The sequence below is a fragment of the Nocardia wallacei genome (assembly GCF_029868745.1).
In the GTDB taxonomy this organism is placed as follows: domain Bacteria; phylum Actinomycetota; class Actinomycetes; order Mycobacteriales; family Mycobacteriaceae; genus Nocardia; species Nocardia wallacei_B.
Genome location: NZ_JARWOP010000157.1, coordinates 1 through 3,153, shown reverse-complemented (window position 1 = coordinate 3,153; position 3,153 = coordinate 1). Strand labels below are relative to the sequence as shown.

Genomic DNA, 3,153 nt, shown 5'->3' with positions numbered 1-3,153 from the left:
GTGCAGCGCCGCCTGGACGGGCTTTCGGCCTGCACCAGTCGGCACCGCGACGGACCGCCCGAGAATCCCGATCAGAGGGCTGGGGGGGCGTTTGCGGGCAGCAGGGTGCCGCCCCCCCCCCGCGGCGGGGGGGGGGCGGCGCCCCCCCCCCCCCCCCCCGCCCCCCGGGCCGGCATCGGCCAACACGCCGCGGGGCCCCCGCCCCCCCGCGTCTGCGGTGACATCTGCCCCGATGCCGAGCTTCTCTTTGATCTTCTTCTCGATCTCGTCGCGTACGTCGGTGTTCTCCAGCAGGAACTTGCGCGCGTTCTCCTTGCCCTGGCCGAGCTGGTCGCCCTCGTAGGTGTACCAGGAGCCGGACTTGCGGACGAAGCCGTGCTCGACACCCATATCGATGAGCGAGCCCTCCTTGGAGATGCCGTGGCCGTAGAGGATGTCGAATTCGGCCTGCTTGAACGGCGGTGCGACCTTGTTCTTGACGACCTTGACGCGGGTGCGGTTGCCGACCGCGTCGCTGCCGTCCTTGAGCGTCTCGATGCGGCGTACGTCCAGGCGCACCGAGGCGTAGAACTTCAGCGCCTTACCACCGGTGGTGGTCTCGGGCGAGCCGAACATGACGCCGATCTTCTCGCGCAGCTGGTTGATGAAGATGGCGGTGGTGCCGGAATTGTTGAGCGCGCTGGTCATCTTGCGCAGCGCCTGGCTCATCAGGCGGGCCTGCAGGCCGACGTGGCTGTCGCCCATCTCGCCCTCGATCTCGGCGCGCGGTACCAGCGCGGCCACCGAGTCGATGACGATGATGTCGATGGCGCCCGAGCGGACCAGCATGTCGGCGATCTCGAGCGCCTGCTCACCGGTATCGGGCTGGGAGACCAGCAATGCGTCGGTGTCGACGCCGAGCTTTTTGGCGTAGTCGGGATCGAGTGCGTGCTCCGCATCGATGAACGCCGCGACACCGCCGGCGGCCTGCGCATTGGCGACCGCGTGCAGGGCGACGGTGGTCTTACCCGAGGATTCCGGGCCGTAGATCTCCACCACCCGGCCGCGCGGCAGCCCGCCGAGGCCCAGCGCCACGTCCAGCGCGATCGACCCGGTCGGGATCACCGAGATGGGCTGGCGCGCTTCCTCGCCCAGGCGCATCACGGCGCCCTTGCCGAAGTTCTTCTCGACCTGTGCCAGCGCCAATTCGAGCGCCTTGTCGCGATCGTAAGCCTGTGGTGCCATCGTCTGGTCCCCTTCTCGACGGGTGGGTCTCTGCTGTGGTTGACGCCTACGTTAGAGGGCGGCACCGACAAGTTCTGTGGCACAGCTTAGACGAACACGTGTTCGAGGCAAGCGACGCGCCTGGACTCCAACGCACCGTCTGCCCGGCTATCCGCGTTTCGGCTGCGGCACCAGGGTGACGTGGTCGGTGTGCAGCAGCGCCTGAGCCTGCTTGAACACTCGCAGCGCGGGAGTGATCTCGATATCGGTGATGCCGTCCAGTCGCCCCAGCCGCTCGGTGACGAAGCGATACAGGTGCGCGATGTGCCGGCAGACCACCGATGCCACCAGGTTGGTCGCGCCCGTCGTGACCGCGACGAACGTCACCTCCGGACAGGTCGCCAGCGCCCGGCCCACCGTGTCCAGAGCGCCCGGATGCACTCGTAACCACAGCATGCCGCGCGTCGCGTAGCCCATCCGCTCGATCGCGAAGTCGAGATCGAAATACAGGACCCCCGCCTGCTCCAGTTCGGCCATCCGGCGCGCGACTCTGGTTGCGCTCCACCCTGTTTCGGCGGCCAGTTGCGCGTAGGAGGCCCGTCCGTCCCGGGCCAGCAGGGCCAGCATCGCCTCGTCGCCGGGCGACAGGTCCATCGCTGTCTCGGGTCCGGCGTCGTCGCGCCACCGCCGCGCCGGGCCCAGGTCACGCCGCTGCCGCGCGGTCAGCAGCCGCCCGTAGCGCGGCCACTCCTCGTCCAGCGGGAAGCGGTGCATGATCTCGTACGCGGCGAGTCCGACCACCTGGCTGGCGCGCGGAAGTGTGTTGAGCAGCAAATGATCTCGCTGTTCGAGCGTGCGCGGGCGGCTCATGCAGGTCACCTCGGATCCGGTCGACAGCAGCGACACCCAGCTGACATCGGGCAGCCGGGCCAGCGCCTCGGCCAGCCGCAGCGCCTTGTCCGGGGTGGACCGCAGCCGCACCATCCAGCGGGTACTGCCCAGCGGCACCGCGTTGACCAGTCCGGCGATATGGACCATGCCGCGCTGCCGCATCGAGCGGTAACGCCGCGCCACCGTCTGCTCGGAGACGCCGAGAATCCCGGCGAGGCGGGCGAACGGGATGCGCGGGTCGGTGACCAGTCCGTGCACGATCTGCTTGTCGAGCAGATCCAGTACAGAGGTTTCGTCGATATCTTCGAGCATCATATGCGGAATCCAACGTGATGTGGCGGTTGAGTAGGTGGATATTCAAGCATGTCCCACGCTGGGCGTCGATATCGTTCGCTCGAGGTTCTGGAGTTCGCCATGCGAAAATGGCTTCCCTTGTTCGCGGCGTGCCTCGGCACGCTGATGCTGCTCATCGACGTCACCATCGTGAATATCGCGCTGCCCGACATCGCCGACGATCTCGGCACCGGACTGTCCGGCCTGACGTGGGTCATCGACGGTTACGCGCTGGCGCTGGCGGCGCTGCTGCTGGTGCTCGGGTCACTGGCCGACCGGCTCGGCGCCAAACCCACCTATCTGGCCGGACTGGTCGTGTTCACCGTCGCCTCGCTGGCCTGCGGGGTCGCGCAGTCGTCGGCGATCCTGGTGGCGGCGCGGGCTTTTCAGGGCGTCGGCGGCGCGGCGATGTTCGCTACCACGCTGTCGCTGCTGCACGCGACCTACACCGGGCGCGACCGGGGCGTCGCCTTCGGCGCCTGGGGTGCGGTGGCGGGCGCGGCGGCCGGCATCGGGGTGGTGCTCGGCGGCGTGCTGACCGATCTGCTGTCGTGGCGGTGGATCTTCTTCGTGAACCTGCCCATCGCGGCGGTGGCGATCGTGTTGTCCGCCTTCGTGTTCGGGCCGTCGCCGCGGCCAAAGGGGCGCCGCGTCGACGTGGCCGGGGTTGCGGCCATCGCGGTGGCGGCGGCGGCGGGCACCATCGGCAACATCCGTGGCGGCGCG

At 68.9% G+C, this 3,153-nt stretch carries 2 protein-coding genes and 1 pseudogene; 1 reads left to right on the top strand and 2 read right to left on the bottom strand.

Annotation, left to right across the window (positions count from 1 at the left end; genetic code table 11):
* Positions 1 to 207: 207 nt before the first annotated feature.
* Both recA and QH470_RS13040 read right to left on the bottom strand, forming a co-directional pair.
* Positions 208 to 1,224: pseudogene (gene recA, locus QH470_RS13045) on the bottom strand (recombinase RecA); the annotation flags it as partial.
* Between the two features lie 147 nt (positions 1,225 to 1,371).
* Positions 1,372 to 2,409 (bottom strand): Lrp/AsnC family transcriptional regulator, encoded by a 1,038-nt coding sequence (locus QH470_RS13040; protein WP_280272596.1) that lies wholly within the window; start codon positions 2,407 to 2,409, stop codon positions 1,372 to 1,374.
* Positions 2,410 to 2,508: 99 nt separating this feature from the next.
* On the opposite strand from QH470_RS13040, the gene QH470_RS13035 reads away from it, so the two are divergent.
* Positions 2,509 to 3,153, top strand: a 645-nt coding sequence (locus tag QH470_RS13035) for an MFS transporter (RefSeq protein ID WP_280272595.1), incomplete at its 3' end; no start/stop codon positions are given.

Coding starts and splice junctions, on each gene's coding strand:
- QH470_RS13040 (WP_280272596.1), bottom strand. CDS start 2,409: ATGATGCTCGAAGATATCGACGAAACCTCTGTACTGGATCTGCTCGAC.